Here is a 16,101-nt window from a genome sequence, read left to right as displayed (position 1 = left end):
ACGGTGGCGAAAAACTTGACTGGTTCAAGAAAAGGGGGCAGGGTGGATCGGGATGGACGACCACGCGACCGAGGCCGAGTTCGAGCACCTGCTCCGCAGCGCTGACCTGAGGGTCACCCGCCCGCGTCTCGCCGTGCTGCGCGCCGTACGCCGCCAGCCGCACGCCGACACCGGCAGCCTCCTCGCCGCGGTGCGCACCGAGGAGCCGACCGTGTCCCACCAGGCCGTGTACGACGTCCTCGGCGCGCTCACCGACTCCGGGCTGGTCCGCCGGATCCAGCCTGCCGGCTCCGTCGCCCGCTACGAGCTGCGCGTCGGCGACAACCACCACCATGTGGTCTGCCGCTCGTGCGGCGTCGTCGCCGACGTCGACTGCGCCGTCGGCGTACGCCCCTGCCTCGACGCCTCCGACACCCACGGCTTCGTCATCGACGAGGCCGAGGTCACCTACTGGGGCCTGTGCCCCGCGTGCTCCACCAGCTCTGAGACCAGCTCCGAGACCAGCTCCGCCACCGCCTGACATCCGCCCGACATCTCGACAGCCACCGACGAAAGGTTCGCCATGACCGACAGCCAGGACACCACCCCCGAGAGCCCCCAGGGGGTCGACCGGAAGGCCGAGGCCGGTTGCCCGGTCATGCACGACTCCGCCACCGCGCAGGGCAGCGAGAGCGAGAACCCGGTCATCGACTCGCCGGACCCGAAGGGTCACCGGCCGCGCACCAACCAGGACTGGTGGCCCAACCAGCTCGACCTGTCGGTGCTCCACGCCCACTCGCCGAAGGGCAACCCGCTCGGTGCCGACTTCAGCTACCCCGCGGCGTTCGCCGAGCTCGACGTCGAGGCGCTCAAGTCCGACATCGCCCAGACGCTGCGCACCTCGCAGGACTGGTGGCCCGCCGACTTCGGCCATTACGGCGGCCTGATGATCCGGATGAGCTGGCACTCGGCCGGCACCTACCGCGTGCACGACGGCCGCGGCGGCGCGGGCGACGGCGGCCAGCGCTTCGCCCCGCTCAACTCCTGGCCCGACAACGCCAACCTCGACAAGGCCCGGCGCCTGCTGTGGCCGGTGAAGCAGAAGTACGGCCAGAAGATCTCGTGGGCCGACCTGCTCGTGCTCGCCGGCAACGTCGCCCTGGAGGACATGGGCTTCGAGACCTTCGGCTTCGCGTTCGGTCGTGAGGACGTCTGGGAGCCCGAGGAGATCTTCTGGGGTCCCGAGGACACCTGGCTCGGCGACGAGCGCTACTCCGGCGAGCGCGAGCTCGGCGACGGCCTCGGCGCCGTCCAGATGGGCCTCATCTACGTCAACCCCGAGGGCCCGAACGGCAACCCCGACCCGGTCGCGTCCGCCCGCGACATCCGCGAGACCTTCGCGCGCATGGCGATGAACGACGAGGAGACCGTCGCCCTCATCGCCGGCGGCCACACCTTCGGCAAGACCCACGGCAACGGCGACGCCGACCTCATCGGCCCCGAGCCCGAGGGCGCGCCGCTGGAGAACCAGGGTCTCGGCTGGATCAGCTCGTACGGCTCGGGCAAGGGCGGCGACACGATCACCTCCGGCCTCGAGGTGACCTGGACCGACAAGCCGACCCAGTGGAGCAACCGCTACTTCGAGATCCTCTTCGGCTACGAGTGGGAGCTCACCGAGAGCCCCGCCGGCGCCAAGCAGTGGGTCGCCAAGACCGACGACGCGATCATCCCCGACGCGCACGACCCGTCGAAGAAGCACCGCCCGACGATGCTGACCTCTGACCTCGCGCTGCGCGAGGACCCGGCGTACGAGAAGATCTCGCGCCGCTTCCTGGAGAACCCCGACGAGTTCGCGAAGGCGTTCGCCAAGGCCTGGTACAAGCTGCTGCACCGCGACATGGGTCCGGTCGGCCCGCACCTGCTCGGCCCCTGGGTGCCGGAGGCGCAGCTGTGGCAGGACCCCGTCCCGCCGGTCGAGGGCGCGCTGGTCGGCGACGCCGACGTCGCGAGCCTGAAGGAGAAGCTGCTCGACTCCGGCCTGTCGGTCTCCCAGCTGGTCGGGCTCGCCTGGGCCTCGGCGGCGACCTACCGCCACACCGACCGACGCGGCGGCGCCAACGGTGCGCGCATCCGCCTCGAGCCGCAGCGCAGCTGGGCGGCCCACGCCGACCTCGACCTCGACACGTCCCTCGCGGCGATCGAGCGCGTGCAGCAGGAGTTCAACGCGGCCGGCGGCGCGCAGGTCTCGCTGGCCGACCTCATCGTCCTCGGCGGCGCCGCGGCGATCGAGAAGGCGGCCAAGGACGCCGGTCACGACGTGACGGTGCCCTTCACCCCGGGTCGTACGGACGCCTCGCAGGAGGACACCGACGTCGACTCCTTCCGCTGGCTCGAGCCCCGCGCCGACGGCTTCCGCAACTGGCTGCGCCAGGGCGAGAAGCTGCAGCCCGAGAAGCTGCTCGTCGAGAAGGCCTACATGCTGGGCCTCTCGGCGCCGCAGATGACCGTGCTGCTCGGCGGTCTCCGCGCCCTCGGCGCCAACGCCGGTGGCACCGCCCACGGCGTGCTCACCGACCGGCCCGGCGCGCTGACCAACGACTTCTTCGCCAACCTGCTGTCCCCGGGCACGCAGTGGAAGGCGTCGCAGTCCGACGAGGGCGTCTACGAGATCCGCGACCTCGCCTCGGGTGACGTGAAGTGGACGGCCACCGCGGTCGACCTGGTGCTGGGCTCCAACTCCCAGCTGCGGGCGCTCGCCGAGGTCTACGCGAGCGAGGACGCGAACGACAAGTTCGTCACCGACTTCGTCTCGGCATGGGCCCAGGTCATGGACAACGACCGGTTCGACCTGCGCTGACACCCGCACGATCGGCGGCCCGGATCCCCTCGCGGGGTCCGGGCCGTCGTGCGTACGACGCTAGGGCGCGGGCTCCTCGACCACGGCCTCGTCGCCGACGCGGATCGTGCCGGAGGACAGGAGCCGGAAGACCGTGCCGCCGCGCGGCGAGCGCAGCGCCTGCATCGCACCCTCGCCGAGCCAGTCGTCGAGGAGCCGGCACGGGGCGGCGATCCGTACGACCTCGAGCTCGACCCCGGCGATGGTCATCCTCTCGCCCGGTCGCGTCGGGATCGGCCCGCGGTCCAGGGTGATGTTGCGCCGGGTGAGCCCGGGGTCGACGGGTCGGCCGAGCACCTCGGCCGCGGCCTCCAGGTCGTCGAGTGCCTGCACGGTCACGTGCCGGTGCCGGGCGCCGTGGTAGCGGTCGCCGACCAGGCCGACGCCCGCCTCGGCCTCCACCGAGTCGACCCGCTTGGTCGGGATCTTCCGGCCGGGGGCGACGTGGATGGCGTGGACGCGGGAGCTCACGGGGCGACCGTACTTCGCACCCGGACATCCGGTGACTCGAGAGCAGGGCTGGCGGCATGATCGACGGATGGCCGATCTGAACGACCCGAAGAATGCACTCCTGCACTACCTCCAGCGCACGCGCGAGGCGCTGCTGTGGAAGCTCGACGGGCTCGGCGAGCGCGACCTGCGGCTGCCCCGCACCCCGACGGGCACGAACCTGCTCGGCATCGTCCGGCACGTCGCGAACGTCGAGATCGGCTACTTCGGGCCGACGTTCGGGCGCGAGTGGCCCGATCCCGACCACCCGCTCGTGGTGTCCGACGAGGACTACGACGCCGACCCCCAGGCGGACTGGTGGGTACCGGCCTCCGTGTCGGCGGCGCAGGCCGTCGAGTTCTACCGGTCCGTATGGACGTTCAGCGACGCGACCGTCGCCGACCTGCTGCTCGACGCCGCGGGCACCGTCGCCTGGTGGCCGCCGAAGCGGCAGGAGGTGACCCTGCAGCGGGTCCTCGTGCACGTCCTCGTCGACACCACCCGCCATGCCGGCCACGCCGACGTCCTGCGCGAGGGCATCGACGGCGCCGCCGGGCTGACGTCGGGCGTCACGAACCTGCCCGACGTCGACTGGCCGGCGTACGTCGCACGACTGACGCGCGTCGCCGAGGAGTTCTCGGCCTGACGCCAGATCTGCCACGGAACTGTCACATCCCTGTCGTTGAGGTCGACCAGCGCGGGCTGGTTGCCTCTGGAGGATGTACCCGGATGCGACGGTCCTGGCAACGCAATGGGAGTGGATCTCCACGGCCGAGGAGGCCATCAACTCGGCCTTCGACCCGATCGCAGAGGCGGTCGCCTCGGTCATCTTCTACGCGCCGACCATCGCCGGGGTCTCCTTCCCCCTCATCGTGCTGTGGCTCGTGGTGGCCGCGATCGTCTTCACGATCTACTTCAGGGGCATCCAGTTCAGGTCCTGGCGCACCAGCGCCGACCTGGTGCGTGGGAAGTTCTCGCGGGCGAGCGATCCCGGTGAGGTGACCCACTTCCAGGCATTGTCCTCAGCGGTGTCGGGCACGGTCGGTCTCGGCAACATCGCCGGCGTCGGCGCGGCGGTCACGCTCGGCGGCCCGGGTGCGACGTTCTGGATGATCATCGCCGGCCTCCTCGGCATGTGCACCAAGTTCGTCGAGTGCACCCTGGGCGTGAAGTACCGCGAGGTCCACGAGGACGGCTCGGTCACCGGCGGCCCGTTCCGCTACCTGCCGGTCGCCTTCGAGCGGTTCGGCAGCGGTGCCTCCCGCACGCTCACGGTCATCTTCGCCGTCGCGCTCTTCCTCTTCGGCGCAGTCGGCGGCAACATGTTCCAGGCCAACCAGACCTTCGCCCAGGCCCAGGAGGTCACCGGCGGTGAGGACGGCTTCCTCGGCTCGTCGGGCTCCGCGCTGATCTTCGGCCTCGTCCTGGCGTTCCTCGTCGGCGCCGTGATCATCGGCGGCATCACCTCGATCGCCCAGGTCACGTCGCGGCTGGTCCCCGCGATGGCGCTGCTCTACCTCGGCACCTGCCTGCTGGTCATCCTCGGGAACCTCGTCAACGTCCCGGCCGCGATCGGCGAGATCATCTCGGGGGCCTTCAACCCCGAAGGCGTCGCCGGCGGCGTCCTGGGTGTCCTCATCATCGGCTTCCAGCGCGCGGCCTTCTCCAACGAGGCCGGTGTCGGGTCCGCGCCCATCGCCCACTCCGCGGTGAAGACGAAGCACCCGGTGAGCGAGGGCTTCGTGGCGCTGCTCGAGCCCTTCATCGACACCGTCGTCATCTGCACCATGACCGCGCTGACGATCGTCATCGCCGACTCGGCCTACTACGAGGAGCAGCGCGAGGTCGTCGCCGGCGGTGGTCCGACGCCCGACGGCGTGGTGGTCACGTCCCGTGCGTTCGAGACGTTCCTGCCCCAGTTCCCGGTGATCCTGGCGATCGCGGTCGCGCTGTTCGCGTTCTCCACGCTGATCACCTGGTCCTACTACACGATGAAGGCCTGGACCGAGATCTTCGGCCGCTCGCGGCGCAGCGAGGCGATCTTCAAGGTCGTCTTCTGCACCTTCACCGTCATCGGCAGCGTCATCACCTTCACCTCGGTCCTCACCTTCGCCGACTCGATGCTCTTCGTCTGCGCGATCGTCAACCTCCTGGCCTGCTACCTGCTCCTGCCGAAGGTGCGCGAGGAGCTGCGGTCCTTCCGGGAGGGACGTCGTACGGGCGCGATCAAGGAGGTCCCGGTCGAGGAGCGCGCCACGACCTGAGCCGAGGCTGGTCCTCGCCCACGCCCATCGGGGCCGAGAGCTGCGCGAAGGTGGTGACAGCCAGTGCGGTGACCAGGGCGATGCCGGCGAGGACCACCCCGGCGTCGAGGAAGCCCGACCACCCGCCACCGGGGCGTACGCCGACCGCGAGGAGGCCGGCGACCGCCAGCACGACGCCGGTGGTGGCGAAGATGCGGTGCGGGCGGCCGGGATCGACACCGGACATCCCGCCGCGCAGGACGCTCCACACGACCAGGACCGCGGTCCCCCAGGCCATGGAGACGAGCACCGCGCCCACGATGTCGGCGGGCCGGTGCCAGCTGGCCACGAGCATCGCGGTGGCCGTGACGGTGATGGCCGCTGATCCGACCAACGAGACCGTCGTGCGCGCCTGCCCCGGCACGACGAGGAGCGCCGCGAGCACGAGCGAGACCACGACCGTCGCGTGCCCGCTCGGGTAGCTCGCCACGGTGAGGTTCCCGAAGTCGGGGCGCTCGGACCATGCCTTGAGGACCTGGGTGGTCACGTTGGCGCCGAGCACGAGCGCTGCTGCCGCTGCCGCGGCGACGTAGCGCCGGCGGATCGCGGCCGTGCCCGTGAGGAGGACGACCGCCAGCGCGACCGATCCCAGCGACACGTTCCCGAGCACCGCCACGAGCTGGCGGGTGGCCGCGCGGTCGCCGACGACCACGTCCATGCCCGCCTGGTCGAGCGCCTGCCCGAGGGGCGTCTGCTGGCTCCGGTCGCCCAGCCAGAGCAGGCCGACTGAGCTGAGGAGGCAGACGCCGAGGCAGGCCGCGGTGCTCCGCCAGCGGGTCCACTGCTCACGGGCGGGTCGCACCACAGAGGTGATGCGCCCGGTCGTCATGCCGCCATCGTGGCACGCGGGGGTGAGGCAACCGGCCGGGCCGGACGACAGAAGTCGGAGGCGCGCTGTCAGTGGGTGCGCCTACGCTCGACGGGTGCCCATGGACGAGCTCGAGCCGGCCGCGGCGGACCCCGCCGCGCCGCACGTCGAGGCGCACCTGCCGCCGGGGGTGACGCGCGGTCCGGAGACCGTGCGCGCCTTTCGCCAGGTGCTCGGCAACACGCTCGTGGCCAACGTGACCTCGAGCTTCCTCTGGTTCGCCCTGACCTTCTGGGCCTACCTCGAGACGCGCTCCGTGATGGCCACCGCGATCATCGGCGGCGGCTACATGCTCTTCACCGCCGTCTTCGGCACGTTCTTCGGCACCCTCGTCGACCGCCACCGCAAGAAGCGGGTGATGGTCATGTCGTCGACCGTCACGCTGGTCGCCTACGCCGCGTCCGGCGGGTTGTGGCTGCTGCTCGGCGAGGACCGGTTGGCCGACTGGGGCAGCGCGTGGTTCTGGCTGTTCGCCGCCGTGATCCTCGTCGGCGGCGTGGTCGAGAGCCTGCGCAACATCGCGCTGTCGACGACTGTGACCCTCCTCGTGCCCGAGGACGAGCGCGACAAGGCCAACGGCCTGGTCGGCACCGTCCAGGGCATCTCGTTCATGATCACCAGCGTCTTCAGCGGCCTGAGCGTCGGGTTGCTCGGCATGGGGTGGACCCTGGCGATCGCGATCGGCCTCACCGGCATCGCCCTGCTGCACCTCATGCCGGTCACGGTCCCCGAGGTCGACCCCGACCCCGACGAGGGCGGCCCACGCTTCGACTTCCGCGGTGCGATCTCGGCCATCACGGCCGTGCCCGGCCTGGTCGCGCTCATCCTGTTCACGACGTTCAACAACCTGGTCTCGGGCGTCTACATCGCTCTTATGGATCCCTACGGCCTGACCCTCTTCAGCGTCGAGGCGTGGGGCATCGTCCTCGGTGTCACCGGGCTCGGCTTCGTCGTCGGCGGGGGACTGGTGGCCCGGTTCGGCCTCGGCGCCAACCCGGTCCGCACCCTGCTGCTCGTCAACCTCGCCATCGCCCTGCTCGGCATGACCTTCACCCTGCGCGAGTGGGCCTGGCTCTACGTCCTCGGCATCTTCGCCTTCATGGCGGTCATCCCCGCCGCCGAGTCGGCCGAGCAGACGATCCTCCAGCGGGTCGTCCCGTTCCGCACCCAGGGCAGGGTGTTCGGCTTCGCCCAGAGCGTCGAGCTCGCGGCCAGCCCGATCTCCGCGTTCCTCATCGGGCCCATCGCCGAGTTCGCCCTGATCCCCTACATGGAGTCCGAGGAGGGCCGCGACACCTGGCGCTGGCTGCTCGGCGACGGCGACGCCCGCGGCATCGCGCTGGTCTTCATGATCGCCGGTGCGATCATGTTCGTCACCGTGCTCGTCGCGCTCGCGTCCGCGCCCTACCGCCGGCTCTCGAGGGCGTACGCCGACGCGCCACCGCAGCAGCTCGAGGCGAGCGGCGCCGCCGACTGACGCCGCACTCCGATCAGGCGGGCATCCGTGCGTCGAGGAAGCGGACGGTGCGGTCCATCGCTGCGATGAAGGCCGGCCCGAACGCGTGCCCGTCGTCGTACCACTCGAGCGTCGCGTCGACGCCCGCCTGCGTCATCGCGCGCTGCGTGGCCCGCGCCCACGAGGGCGGGCAGGTGTCGTCGTACCGGCCGTGCACCATCAGCACCGGCTCGGTGACCTCGTCGAAGAGGGGTCGTGGCGAGACACCGCGCCAGAACGCCGGGTCCTCGGCGGGGAGCCCGTGCCGCCCGCGGAACTCCGCCTCCAGCTCGGGCAGCGGTGCGTCCGGACGCTGGAACTGCGCGAAGTTCTCCGCCTCCAGGCTGGAGACCGACGCCCACCCGACGCCGGCGGCGAAGAGCCCGGGCTCGGCGGTGAGCGCCTTCATCATCACGCCGCCGCCCATCGACCGCCCGAAGAGCGCGATCCTGTCGGGGTCGACCCGCACGTCGTCGGACCTGCGGAGCGCGTGGTGCGCGGCGATCACGTCGGCGGCGTAGCCCAGTCGCACTGCCTGCTCGATGCGCGGGTCGTCGGTCGACTCGGCGTGGTTGCGGTAGTCGACGTGCAACGCGACGTAGCCGCGCTGGGCGAGGAAGCCGCGCTCACGTGTCATGCCCTGTCCGCGGACGTAGACGGCCGGGTCGATGTAGCCGTGGGCCAGCACCACGGCGGGCCATCCCTGACCACCTTGGGGCCCGCGCCCGGTCGGGACGTTGAGCACGCCGCTGATCCGCAGCGGCGGCGTGCCCCGCCCGTTGGTCGTCGAGGCGAAGGTGACGTCGTACGACGTGTAGGCGGACGTGCGCTCGCGCACCGCCCCCAGGCGCAGGTCGCCACCGGTCAGGTCGGCCCGCGCGAGGGCGGCCACCGAGACCGGGCGCACCGGCTCGGGCCTCTCGCTCGGCTCCTCGGTGGGCTCCTCGGTGGGCTCCTCGGTGGGCTCCTCGGTCGGCTCGTCCGAGGACGTGCTGGGCTCGCTGGGCGTCGCGGGGCTCGGGCTGTCCGAGCTGCTCGGTGCGTCCGAGGTGTCGGCGGGTGCCGCCTCGCCCGTCCCGCTCGAACAGCCGGCGAGCAGCACCAGCACGGCGGCGACGGCGGCGACCGGGCCGGCGGCTCGGGGCCGGAGGGCGGGCATGTCCCCCAGTGTGCGTCACCGGTCCCAGCGGCAGCGCCGGTCACACCCGAGCGAGCCCAGACGTCATGGCGAGTGAGGAACGCACACGAGAGGGTGGGGCCATGCAGGACACGGCAGGACTGGCAGCAGGCTTCGAGGCCGAACGGCCCCGGTTGCTCGGCATCGCGACGCGCGTGCTGGGAGACCACGCCGAGGCAGAGGACGTGGTGCAGCAGGCCTGGCTGCGGCTCGACCGGGCCGTCGCCCGCGACGGCACCGAGATCGACAACCTGGCGGCCTGGTTGACCACCGTCACGACCCGGCTGTGCCTCGACCGGCTTCGGGCCCGGACGCCGGTCCCGGTGGAGGACCCGCACCTCGACGACGCGGCCCTCGAGCCGTGGTCCGACCCGGTGACCGACCCGGCGGACGACGTGGCGCTGGCCGACACCGTCGGCATCGCGTTGCAGGCGGTCATCGACCGGCTGTCCCCGCGCGAGCGGGTCGCCTTCGTCCTGCACGACAGCTTCGGCTTCGACTTCACCACCATCGGCGCGGTCCTCGACACCTCGCCCGTGGCGGCGCGCAAGCTCGCGTCGCGGGCCCGGGCCAAGGTCGCCCAGCCAGCACCCGAGGACGCACTGGCCGACTGGGAGGTCGTCGACGCCTTCATGGCCGCGGCGCGCGGCGGCGACCTCGAGCGGCTCCTGCAGCTCCTGGCACCCGACGCGGTGGTCGGCGCGGACCAGGCGGCGGTGCTCGCCGGGACGCCGAGCTCGATCGAGGGCCGAGACGAGGTCGCCGCGTTCTTCAACGGCAGCGCGCACGCGGCCATGGCCGTGTTCGTGGGCGACCGTCCGGCGTCGGCGTGGTTCCACCGGGGCTCGGCCGCGGTCGTCTTCGACTTCGAGGTCGTCGACGGGAGGGTCCGGGCGATCACGTTCCGCGCCGCCCCCGACGTCCTCGGCCAGGTCGTACGCCGTGACGGGCCCTCCGTCCGGTGACCCCCGCCCGGCGCCGGTCGCGAAGGTGGCGGCACATCGCAGTCCGCGGGGCCTGCGACGTGCGATCTGCCGCCACCTTCCGCCGTCGGCGCGGGATCCTGCCGAAGGTGGCGGCACATCGCAGTCCGCGCCGCTCGGAACGTGCGATCTGCCGCCACCCCGGGTGGGCGCTCGGCTGGGATCGGTCACACCCGCGCGACGCCGTACGTCAGTGGAGTAAGCACATAGGAGGAGATGCGAGATGAAGACGATGACCTGCCGCCAGCTGGGCGGCCCGTGCGACCTGGCCCACCGTGGCGAGACGCACGACGACGTGATCAACGCGCAGGACCAGCACCTCAAGCAGGCCGAGGCGGACGGCGACGCCGCCCACCTGCCCGCGCGCAAGGAGATGAAGGGACGCTGGCGTCACCCGAAGAAGTCGCTCGGGTGGTACCGCGACATGCAGGCCGCCTTCGCCGCGCTGCCCGAGGATTGAGGCTGTCAGCGGCGGCGGTCGGCCAGCAGCCACGCCGCCGCGGAGGCGGCTGCGGTGACGCCGAGGACGGACGGCCAGGTGCCGACCTTCTTCGCCAGCGGGTGGGAGACGCCCATCGCGGTCCAGTAGGCCGCCGTCAGGCCCGCGGCCAGCGGCGCGCCGCCGACGGCGTACCACTGCCGCGCAGCGACGAGGTTGGCGCCGAGCATCGCGGCCCCGCCGAGGGGACGTACGCCGGTCTGCTGGGCGAGCGCGAACCCACCGACGAGGCCGCCGGCGAGGAGGGGCGCGGTGGGGAGTGAGGTCAGGGCAGGCACTTTGCGAGCCTAACCGGCCCCCGAACGTCCGGAACCCGTCCTACCGTGACGCCATGAGCACTCCCGACCACGACCCCTGGGTCCCGCCGCCGTGGGAGCCGCCGATCGACGGCACCGAGGCCGAGCACCTGACCGGCGCGCTGGGCCGGATGCGCGCCACGCTGCGGTGGAAGGCCGACGGCCTCGACGAGGCGGGCCTGCGTCACCGGATCCCGTCGTCCGCCCTGTCCCTGGGCGGGCTGCTCCTCCACCTGGCGATGGCGGAGGACTACTACCTCACCACCAAGCTGCGCGGTGAGGTGCTCGTCGAGCCATGGCGCTCGCTCGGCCACGACGGCACGGACGAGTGGGAGTTCGCCACCGACGCGTTCACGGCCGACGAGACGTACGCCGTCTTCGACGAGGCGGTGGCCCGCAACACCCGCCGGATCGAGGACGCACTGGCCGAGGGCGGTCTCGACCTCGTCGCCCACGTCGACGACGGCAACGGCAACCACGCGCGCCTGCGCCGGCTGCTGGTCGACCTGCTGGAGGAGTACAGCCGGCACACCGGCCACGCCGACCTGCTGCGCGAGGCCGTCGACGGGCGCGTGGGCGAGGACCCGCCGGAGGACTGGGTCCCCGTCTGGCTCGCGAGCGGCTCCTGACCGACGGCTGGCGACTACTCGCTGGGCTCCGGGACGTCGACGTCGATGTCGGCGCAGTCGACCTTCGGGTTGACGCCGAAGTAGTTGAGTGGCCCGGCGACGACGGTGAGGGCGATGTCGCCGGCCTCGGAGCAGTTGGTCCTCGTGTCCTCGAAGTAGCCGCGCTGGAAGGCGGCGATGCCGCCGATCACGAGCCACACCACGAGCAGGATGCCGATCAGTCGTCCCATGGGGGACCCTCCCTCGATCCTCACGGCGGGGTCGCCGTTCGACGCGAGTGTCGCGCCGACGGCGTACGGCGCGCCACCCTCCCAGGGGTAAGGCGGGCCTAGGGTGCGGTCATGACCGTCCTCGCTGGGGTGCTCGCGGCTGCGGCCGCGCTGCTGCACGTCTACATCTGGGTGCTCGAGTCCTTCCGGTGGACCGAGCCCGCGACCCGCAGGACCTTCGGCGTCTCGGAGCGCGATGCGCCCGTCCTGGCGCCGATGGCCTACAACCAGGGCTTCTACAACCTCTTCCTCGCGATCATCACGATCGTCGGGCTCGCGTTGCTCGGCAGCCAGGAGGACGTCGGCCGGGCGCTCTCGCTCGCCGGCACCGGCTCGATGCTCGGCGCCGCGCTGGTGCTCGTGACCCACGACCGGTCGATGGCCCGCGCGGCGATCACGCAGGGCACGCTGCCCGCGTTGGCCGTGCTGTTCCTGGTGTTGTCGATGTAGCTCACTGGTCGCGCAGGGCGTCGACCTCACGCACCGCGTCGGCGACGACGTCCGGAACGACCGGCTCCATCCAGTGCGGGGCGTCCACCCACCGCAGGACGCCGGGCGCGAACCGGTCGACGTACGCCGCCTGGGCGTCGAGGATCCGGGCGTCGTACTTCGGCGACTCGAAGTTGTTCTGGTCGCGGGGTTCCTGCTCGGAGGCGAGGTAGACCACGGGGATGTCGGGCTCCTCGCCGATCCCCTTCTGCAGCGAGCGGATGAGGGCGTACTGCGAGATCCGTTCGACGGTGCAGCACTTGTCGTCCTTGTCGAAGTAGAGGAACCGGAACTCCCTCGGGAGGAACGGGTCGAGCCTCAGCTCGTCGGGGAACATGGTGTCGACCAGCGCCATCCCCACGACGTCGTCGGGGTGCTTCTCGAGGTAGGCGGTGGCCACGAGGCCCCCGAACGATCCCGCCAGCAGGATGTACGGCGGTTCCACCCCGCCCGCTGCGAGAACCCGCTCCATGTCCTGGACGACGTCGGCCGGGGTCTGCACGGCGTCCACGGTCTCGCTTGAGCCGACATTGCGGCGGTCGTAGGCACACACGCGGTAGTCGTCGACCAGGCGGTCGGCGACGCCGGTGATGTGCTCATGGGGCACGAAGCCGGGGTCGTTGACCCAGCCGTGCACGAACACCACGGTGATCGGGCCCCCGCCCGAGCACGTCATGTAGAGCTTGTGTCCGCCGACGTCGTACACGTCGGAGGTGATCGGGACCGGTGCGGTCTCGGTCCCGGGTGCGCTCGACGCCTGAGCGGGCGCGGAGCTGGTGGAGCTCGGGGCTGGCTCGGCCCCGGCCTCCGATCGCTCGGCGCACGAGGCCACCACAGCGGCGAGCACGAGGCAGGCGCCGGTGAGCGGCACCGTGCGGCGGTTGCGGGGATGGGAAAGGTGTCTCATCGCAGGGTCCTCCTCTGGACTCCTCGGTCGGGGCCGTCGGGGACCAGCACCTCCAGCTGATCGGCCTGGGTCCACGTCAGGTCTGGTCGGGTGGCACGGCACCGGCAGGTGCCGATGACGCCGTCGATACGGCGACCGGAGCCGTCGGCACCGACGGTGACGAGCGTGAGCTCCACCAGGTCCTCGGTGTCGTCGACAGGGCCACGCTCCTGGGCGACGACGATGGCGAGCTCGGACGAATCAGGCGCCCACGCGACCGCGGCTGGCCACGGCAGGTTGAGATCACCGAGCTCGTGCGGCGTGGGCGCGCTCCAGACGACCTGGTGGTCGGTGGAACCGACGGCGCCGACGCGGACCACGGCCGGTTGGCCGGTGCGGAGGACCGCGACGGCGTCAGTCGTGCCGGACGGCGATCGGTCGGCGTCGACCTCGGTCTCGCCGGGGGCGAGGCTCGGGTCGACCGCCAGGGGGGCTTCGTCGCGCACGATCCGTTCCGCCTGGTCGCCGGTCTGGTACGCCCACGCCGTTGCGGCGACCACGGCGATGCTGACGACGATTGCTGCGGTCCGGCCCCGGGTGCGGCGTCGTCGTGTCCGGTGCAGGTCGGCCAGCCCCGTCTCCGGTTCGACCTGGGTGGCACGTCGCAGCGCCTCTGCCGCCCGTTGACCCCGGAGGTCCACCTCGGTCATTGCTCCACCTCCAGGCCGAGACGGGCAGCGAGGGCGGTCCGCGCCCGCGCCAGGTGGACCTTCACGGACCCCTCGCTGATCGAGAGGGTTCGAGCGATCTCGGCGCCGCCCATCTCGTACACGTAGCGGAGTGCGGCGCACTGCGCCTGGCGCCGCGGCAGATCGCGCACTGCGGTCCAGAACTCCTCGGCGTCCGCGTCGAGGGGTGCGGGCACGGGTCGTGTCGTCATCCGTGCGAGGGCGCGGACCTCCACCATGCGACGCCGGAATGACGAGATCGCCAGGTTGGCGCACGTGCGCCGCACCCAGGCGTGGGGCTGGTCGAAGTCCTCGACCTCGGCCCATCGCCGGTAGGCCGCGAGCATCGCCTCCTGGGCGATGTCATCGGCGACGGCTGAGCCGCAGAGGCCGCGGGCGAGCGCGACGAGACCCGGAAGCTCCGCACGGTAGAAGTCGGCGAAACCCTCGTGTCCCATGGCCACCGCCGTTCCGGGCGCAGGCCCAACCACGTCCGCTGCAGCGACCTCTGCGACCTGCCCCATGACCTATCGTCGCGCCACCGGGCGCCACGGATGACGCGAGCCCCAACGGTCTAGACCGTGGGACCCGGGTCGCGACTACTGGCCGAGCCAGGTGTGGACCGACGACACCACCGACGCGCCCTCGCCGGTGGCCGACGCGACCCGCTTCATCGACCCGGCGCGGATGTCGCCGCCGGCGAAGATGCCCGGCACCGTCGTGGCCAGGTCCTCCGGCGGCACGCCGTCGGCCCAGTGCTCCGTCGGGACGTCGCGCCCGGTGAGGACGAACCCGCGCTCGTCCCGGAGCACCTCGTCCGGCAGCCAGCCGCACTCGGGAGCCGCACCGAGGAGCAGGAACAGCCCGCGCGCCTCGACCCGCTCGCGCGCGCCGGTGTCGACGTCCTCCATGTCGAGCCAGGCGAGCTGCCCGACGTCGTCCGGACCGCCGTCGACCACGCGGGTGCAGGGCCGCACGGTGATGCGGGGGTTCCACTCGATCTCGTCGATGAGGTACGACGACATCGTGGCGGTGAGGTCGGGCCGGCGCACGACCACGGTGACCGACGAGGCGAACCGGGCGGCGTGGATCGCAGCCTGGCCGGCGGAGTTGCCGCCCCCGACCACCACGACGTGGTCGCCGGCGAGCTCGCGTGCCGCTGCCATCGCGGCGCCGTAGTAGACCCCGCGGCCGACGAGCTCCTCGAGCGACTCCACCCCGAGGCGGCGGTAGTCGACGCCGGTGCAGACGAGCACCGTCCGGGCGTGCACGTCGCCGCCGTCGGTGTGCACGACGTGGTGGTCACCGTGCTCGCACTGCGAGATGCCGGTCGCCGGCCAGCCGGTGAAGAAGCGGGTGCCGAAGCGCAGCGCCTGCCCGCGGGCGCGCTGGGCGAGCCGCATGCCGGAGATGCCGCGCGGGAAGCCGAGGTAGTTGCGGATCATCGAGCTGGTCCCGGCCTGCCCGCCGATCGCCTCGGCCTCGAGGCAGACCGTCGACAGCCCCTCGCTCGAGGCGTACACGCTGGCGGCGAGCCCGGCCGGGCCCGCGCCGACCACGACGAGGTCCACCACCTGGTCGACGTCGATGTCGTCGGGTCGGCCGTAGAGCTGGTTGGCCAGCGACCGTACGTCGGGGCAGTGGCCGCACCAGCCGGCCAGCGAGGACACGATCGGCCAGCGGCCCTCGTCCTCCGGGCAGCTGGCCAGCACCTCGCGCCCGACCTCGCTGTCGGGGTGGTGCACGCCCGCCGGCATCCCGACGCGGGCGAGGTAGTCGAGCAGGTCGCGGGTGAGCGCGTCCTTCTCCGGGGTGATGATGCGGACGTTCTCGACCACCGGAGCGGCGACGGTCGCGTTCCACTCGTTGAGCAGCTCGCCGACGGCGAGGTGGAACTCCTCGTCACGCGGTCCCTGCGGCATCAGCAGCAGCGCGTCGACCTTGCCGGCGGCGACCGCGTGGCGGAAGGTCTGGTTGTCGTCGCGGAAGCGGCTGACGTGGGTGACGATCAGCCGGCGGGCGGTGGGCACGGCCTGCCGGGTGCCGCTGATCAGCTTGTAGAGCCGGTCCTGGTCCTGGTCGCTGTCGACGACGAACAGGGCCACGGGGTGACCG

The 16,101-nt window shown here is 72.0% G+C and carries 18 protein-coding genes; 9 read left to right on the top strand and 9 right to left on the bottom strand.

Annotated features, from left to right (window positions below; genetic code table 11):
- Window positions 1-52 precede the first annotated feature (52 nt).
- Window positions 53-520, top strand: coding sequence for a Fur family transcriptional regulator (locus HOO61_RS04445; RefSeq protein WP_172257266.1), 468 nt, complete (start codon window positions 53-55; stop codon window positions 518-520).
- Between the two features lie 42 nt (window positions 521-562).
- Complete coding sequence (gene katG, locus HOO61_RS04440) at window positions 563-2,836, top strand: catalase/peroxidase HPI (protein ID WP_172257264.1); 2,274 nt, start codon at window positions 563-565, stop codon at window positions 2,834-2,836.
- A 60-nt stretch (window positions 2,837-2,896) separates the two neighbouring features.
- Here the strand turns inward: katG and HOO61_RS04435 are convergent, their stop codons facing one another.
- Complete coding sequence (locus HOO61_RS04435; protein WP_172257262.1) at window positions 2,897-3,346, bottom strand: MOSC domain-containing protein; 450 nt, start codon at window positions 3,344-3,346, stop codon at window positions 2,897-2,899.
- 67 nt (window positions 3,347-3,413) lie between these two features.
- Here HOO61_RS04435 and HOO61_RS04430 point away from each other — a divergent pair, with 67 nt between their 5' ends.
- Together HOO61_RS04430 and HOO61_RS04425 are read left to right on the top strand one after the other, a co-directional pair.
- Complete coding sequence (locus HOO61_RS04430) at window positions 3,414-4,010, top strand: DinB family protein (protein WP_172257260.1); 597 nt, start codon at window positions 3,414-3,416, stop codon at window positions 4,008-4,010.
- Between the two features lie 73 nt (window positions 4,011-4,083).
- Window positions 4,084-5,628, top strand: a complete 1,545-nt coding sequence (locus tag HOO61_RS04425; protein ID WP_172257258.1) for a sodium:alanine symporter family protein — start codon at window positions 4,084-4,086, stop codon at window positions 5,626-5,628.
- Here the strand turns inward: HOO61_RS04425 and HOO61_RS04420 are convergent.
- Window positions 5,591-6,496 (bottom strand): hypothetical protein, encoded by a 906-nt coding sequence (locus tag HOO61_RS04420; RefSeq protein ID WP_172257256.1) that lies wholly within the window; start codon window positions 6,494-6,496, stop codon window positions 5,591-5,593. The two genes, HOO61_RS04425 and HOO61_RS04420, sit on opposite strands and share 38 nt — an antisense overlap.
- 100 nt (window positions 6,497-6,596) lie before the next feature.
- Here HOO61_RS04420 and HOO61_RS04415 point away from each other — a divergent pair, with 100 nt between their 5' ends.
- A complete protein-coding gene (locus HOO61_RS04415; RefSeq protein ID WP_216658660.1) occupies window positions 6,597-8,012 on the top strand; it encodes an MFS transporter in 1,416 nt (471 codons plus the stop codon).
- Window positions 8,013-8,025: 13 nt separating this feature from the next.
- Here the strand turns inward: HOO61_RS04415 and HOO61_RS04410 are convergent, their stop codons facing one another.
- Window positions 8,026-9,189, bottom strand: a complete 1,164-nt coding sequence (locus tag HOO61_RS04410; protein ID WP_216658542.1) for a S9 family peptidase — start codon at window positions 9,187-9,189, stop codon at window positions 8,026-8,028.
- 101 nt (window positions 9,190-9,290) lie between these two features.
- Between HOO61_RS04410 and HOO61_RS04405 the strand changes: the two genes are divergently transcribed.
- Window positions 9,291-10,172 (top strand): sigma-70 family RNA polymerase sigma factor, encoded by an 882-nt coding sequence (locus tag HOO61_RS04405; protein WP_172257254.1) that lies wholly within the window; start codon window positions 9,291-9,293, stop codon window positions 10,170-10,172.
- 241 nt (window positions 10,173-10,413) lie between these two features.
- Window positions 10,414-10,650, top strand: coding sequence for a DUF1059 domain-containing protein (locus HOO61_RS04400; RefSeq protein ID WP_172257252.1), 237 nt, complete (start codon window positions 10,414-10,416; stop codon window positions 10,648-10,650).
- A gap of 5 nt (window positions 10,651-10,655) precedes the next feature.
- Here the strand turns inward: HOO61_RS04400 and HOO61_RS04395 are convergent, their stop codons facing one another.
- The gene (locus tag HOO61_RS04395; RefSeq protein WP_172257250.1) at window positions 10,656-10,967 is read right to left on the bottom strand and encodes a hypothetical protein; all 312 of its coding nucleotides are present in this window, start codon (window positions 10,965-10,967) and stop codon (window positions 10,656-10,658) included.
- Between the two features lie 53 nt (window positions 10,968-11,020).
- Between HOO61_RS04395 and HOO61_RS04390 the strand changes: the two genes are divergently transcribed.
- Window positions 11,021-11,614 (top strand): DUF664 domain-containing protein, encoded by a 594-nt coding sequence (locus HOO61_RS04390; protein WP_172257248.1) that lies wholly within the window; start codon window positions 11,021-11,023, stop codon window positions 11,612-11,614.
- A gap of 14 nt (window positions 11,615-11,628) precedes the next feature.
- Here HOO61_RS04390 and HOO61_RS04385 read toward each other — a convergent pair whose 3' ends face one another.
- Window positions 11,629-11,844: a hypothetical protein gene (locus HOO61_RS04385; protein ID WP_172257246.1), complete on the bottom strand. Its 216-nt coding sequence runs from the start codon at window positions 11,842-11,844 to the stop codon at window positions 11,629-11,631.
- A gap of 111 nt (window positions 11,845-11,955) precedes the next feature.
- On the opposite strand from HOO61_RS04385, the gene HOO61_RS04380 reads away from it, so the two are divergent.
- Window positions 11,956-12,333, top strand: a complete 378-nt coding sequence (locus HOO61_RS04380) for a DUF1304 domain-containing protein (protein WP_172257244.1) — start codon at window positions 11,956-11,958, stop codon at window positions 12,331-12,333.
- 1 nt (window position 12,334) lies between these two features.
- Here the strand turns inward: HOO61_RS04380 and HOO61_RS04375 are convergent, their stop codons facing one another.
- The 4 genes from HOO61_RS04375 to HOO61_RS04360 form a co-directional block, all read right to left on the bottom strand.
- Window positions 12,335-13,279: an alpha/beta fold hydrolase gene (locus tag HOO61_RS04375; protein ID WP_172257242.1), complete on the bottom strand. Its 945-nt coding sequence runs from the start codon at window positions 13,277-13,279 to the stop codon at window positions 12,335-12,337.
- Entirely contained in the window at window positions 13,276-13,968 is a 693-nt protein-coding gene (locus HOO61_RS04370; protein WP_172257240.1) for a hypothetical protein, read from the bottom strand. Before HOO61_RS04370 ends, HOO61_RS04375 begins: the two co-directional genes overlap by 4 nt.
- A complete protein-coding gene (locus HOO61_RS04365; protein ID WP_172257238.1) occupies window positions 13,965-14,444 on the bottom strand; it encodes a sigma-70 family RNA polymerase sigma factor in 480 nt (159 codons plus the stop codon). Before HOO61_RS04365 ends, HOO61_RS04370 begins: the two co-directional genes overlap by 4 nt.
- 141 nt (window positions 14,445-14,585) lie before the next feature.
- Complete coding sequence (locus HOO61_RS04360) at window positions 14,586-16,091, bottom strand: NAD(P)/FAD-dependent oxidoreductase (RefSeq protein ID WP_367650018.1); 1,506 nt, start codon at window positions 16,089-16,091, stop codon at window positions 14,586-14,588.
- Window positions 16,092-16,101: the final 10 nt, after the last annotated feature.

Origin of the sequence: Nocardioides sp. zg-1230 (assembly GCF_013155335.1) — a bacterium.
In the GTDB taxonomy this organism is placed as follows: domain Bacteria; phylum Actinomycetota; class Actinomycetes; order Propionibacteriales; family Nocardioidaceae; genus Nocardioides.
This window is presented reverse-complemented; position numbering and strand designations above follow the sequence as displayed.

Excerpts from the sequence above, each read along its gene's own strand:
- katG (WP_172257264.1), top strand. The coding sequence starts at position 563 with ATGACCGACAGCCAGGACACCACCCCCGAGAGCCCCCAGGGGGTCGAC.
- HOO61_RS04425 (WP_172257258.1), top strand. The coding sequence starts at position 4,084 with ATGTACCCGGATGCGACGGTCCTGGCAACGCAATGGGAGTGGATCTCC.
- HOO61_RS04405 (WP_172257254.1), top strand. The coding sequence starts at position 9,291 with ATGCAGGACACGGCAGGACTGGCAGCAGGCTTCGAGGCCGAACGGCCC.
- HOO61_RS04385 (WP_172257246.1), bottom strand. The coding sequence starts at position 11,844 with ATGGGACGACTGATCGGCATCCTGCTCGTGGTGTGGCTCGTGATCGGC.
- HOO61_RS04430 (WP_172257260.1), top strand. The coding sequence starts at position 3,414 with ATGGCCGATCTGAACGACCCGAAGAATGCACTCCTGCACTACCTCCAG.
- HOO61_RS04365 (WP_172257238.1), bottom strand. The coding sequence starts at position 14,444 with ATGGGACACGAGGGTTTCGCCGACTTCTACCGTGCGGAGCTTCCGGGT.
- HOO61_RS04375 (WP_172257242.1), bottom strand. The coding sequence starts at position 13,279 with ATGAGACACCTTTCCCATCCCCGCAACCGCCGCACGGTGCCGCTCACC.
- HOO61_RS04415 (WP_216658660.1), top strand. The coding sequence starts at position 6,597 with ATGGACGAGCTCGAGCCGGCCGCGGCGGACCCCGCCGCGCCGCACGTC.
- HOO61_RS04445 (WP_172257266.1), top strand. The coding sequence starts at position 53 with ATGGACGACCACGCGACCGAGGCCGAGTTCGAGCACCTGCTCCGCAGC.
- HOO61_RS04380 (WP_172257244.1), top strand. The coding sequence starts at position 11,956 with ATGACCGTCCTCGCTGGGGTGCTCGCGGCTGCGGCCGCGCTGCTGCAC.
- HOO61_RS04400 (WP_172257252.1), top strand. The coding sequence starts at position 10,414 with ATGAAGACGATGACCTGCCGCCAGCTGGGCGGCCCGTGCGACCTGGCC.
- HOO61_RS04420 (WP_172257256.1), bottom strand. The coding sequence starts at position 6,496 with ATGACGACCGGGCGCATCACCTCTGTGGTGCGACCCGCCCGTGAGCAG.
- HOO61_RS04390 (WP_172257248.1), top strand. The coding sequence starts at position 11,021 with ATGAGCACTCCCGACCACGACCCCTGGGTCCCGCCGCCGTGGGAGCCG.
- HOO61_RS04410 (WP_216658542.1), bottom strand. The coding sequence starts at position 9,189 with ATGCCCGCCCTCCGGCCCCGAGCCGCCGGCCCGGTCGCCGCCGTCGCC.
- HOO61_RS04370 (WP_172257240.1), bottom strand. The coding sequence starts at position 13,968 with ATGACCGAGGTGGACCTCCGGGGTCAACGGGCGGCAGAGGCGCTGCGA.